The following is a 1,772-nucleotide window of genomic DNA, read 5'->3' as shown; positions in this document are numbered from 1 at the left end:
CAGCGTATTCCGCACAGCGGCCAAAAACCAGAAGTAGCTCAAAAAGGCCGGAGAGGAACTTCTGCGCCGCCTAAAAACCGTGGAGAAGGCTTCAGTCAGAAACGCGCTCTCGATCGTCAAGGTGATCGGCAAGATCTACGACTCCCGAGTCTGCGTGATGGAACTTTGGGAATCCGCGGATATATCGAATGCCCAGATTGGCGGTCTTGCAAACGAGATCAAGGAAGTGCGTGAAGCCGTCGAGTACCCCCTGACCCGGCCGGAGATTTTCCAGCGTATCGGCGTCGAACCCCCCAAGGGCATCCTGCTCTACGGTGCACCCGGTACCGGCAAGACCCTGATTGCAAAAGCAGTTGCCCATGAGGCAAAGGCAACGTTTATACGGATGTCCGGCAGCGAACTTGTCCACAAGTTTATCGGAGAAGGTGCCGGCCTCGTCCGGGAACTCTTCCAGCTGGCACGCGAACGCGCGCCGGCAATTGTTTTTATCGACGAGATCGATGCCGTTGGCAGCATGAGGACCAACGACGGCACAAGTGGTAGTGCAGAGGTCCAGCGCACACTGATGCAGCTGCTGGCCGAAATGGACGGTTTTGACAACCGCGGCGATGTACGGATCATGGCGGCAACCAACCGGGCAGACATGCTGGACCCGGCACTCCTTCGGCCCGGCCGGTTCGACCGCCTGATCGAAATCCCGGTACCGGATAAAGAGGCACGGCTCCAGATCCTGAAGATCCATTCACGGAAGATGCAGCTGGGTAACGTGGAGATGGATGCGATTGTCAGCATGACCGAGAACGCCACCGGCGCAGAACTCGAGGCGATCTGCCGCGAAGCCGGCATGATGGCCGTTCGCCGCGAAGCAGAAAAGGTTGAGATGATCGACTTCACCGATGCGGCCCGCAAGGTGAAGAACGAGGCAGTTGCCGACAACCGGATGTATACCTGAGCCCGCATTACGATGGGCAAAAAAGTTTGGAGAGAGGAATGAACATCCTCCTGATCCAGCGCGAAGGCACCGATCTCCACCATACCCTCTTTTCTTCGGAGACGAGCCGAATGGCACTGCGGTTCTACCACCCGAAAAAGAAATCCTGTGGCGTGTACATTTCCTGTGCAGCACTGAGCAGTGCCCTTGCGCTTGTTGCCGAACTGCGCTGGTATATCCGCCGGTACGTGCGTGAGCCACTCTTCGAATGGGAACCGGGAATCTTTTTCACCCACCAGCTGGCACAGGACGTCTATTTTGAGCGGACCGTTGTCCTTGGCCCCGGCTGGAAATACCGAAAACTCTACGGGTTCAAAGACGGGAAGCTCATGAGCTCGGTGCCGATGGCTCCAGGCTCAACGGTCGACGAGTACCACCAGGAATATGCCGGTATTGACCAGACGCTTGAGATCTGGTGCACGGAAGACGATGTGGAAGAGGGTGAACTGCTGGGCGGGCCGGAAGATCTCACCTGAATCTGGTCATAGTACGTCAGCCCTTGCAGAAAAGATTCTCTCATGAAGAGAATATTCCCTGGAGATGAGAAAGATGACGGATCCTTTTTGGGATCCCTCCTTAAAAGATCGGTTCGCGCCGGAAGAGCCAGCTGAGTGCAAAGCAGGCCCCCATCAGGGCAAGCAGCGCGATGCCTTCAATGGCCCGGAACATCACCGGGTAATGGTTCATGGTCTTTGTTATTGTCATGCGTCGGTATCTCCTGTTTTCATTCCCAGCCCGGGATCGTCCCGCACAGAATCCTGCCGGCAGTCCCGTACTGTCA

2 protein-coding genes and 1 pseudogene are annotated in these 1,772 nt (G+C 56.5%); 2 read left to right on the top strand and 1 reads right to left on the bottom strand.

The genetic code is table 11. From position 1 onward, the window contains the following. Nucleotides 1-52: 52 nt before the first annotated feature. Nucleotides 53-952, top strand: a pseudogene (locus CW742_RS11850) (AAA family ATPase); the annotation flags it as partial. A gap of 38 nt (nucleotides 953-990) precedes the next feature. Next, a complete protein-coding gene (locus tag CW742_RS11845; protein ID WP_292420637.1) occupies nucleotides 991-1,467 on the top strand; it encodes a DUF5804 family protein in 477 nt (158 codons plus the stop codon). Between the two features lie 100 nt (nucleotides 1,468-1,567). On the opposite strand, the gene CW742_RS11840 is transcribed toward CW742_RS11845, so the two are convergent. Further along, nucleotides 1,568-1,696 carry a hypothetical protein gene (locus CW742_RS11840; RefSeq protein WP_292420635.1) on the bottom strand — a complete coding sequence of 43 codons (129 nt, stop codon included), beginning with the start codon at nucleotides 1,694-1,696 and terminating at the stop codon, nucleotides 1,568-1,570. Between the last annotated feature and the right edge of the window lie 76 nt (nucleotides 1,697-1,772).

The sequence above is a fragment of the Methanoregula sp. genome (assembly GCF_002835825.1).
Classification (GTDB): Archaea; Halobacteriota; Methanomicrobia; order Methanomicrobiales; family Methanospirillaceae; genus Methanoregula.
This window is presented reverse-complemented; position numbering and strand designations above follow the sequence as displayed.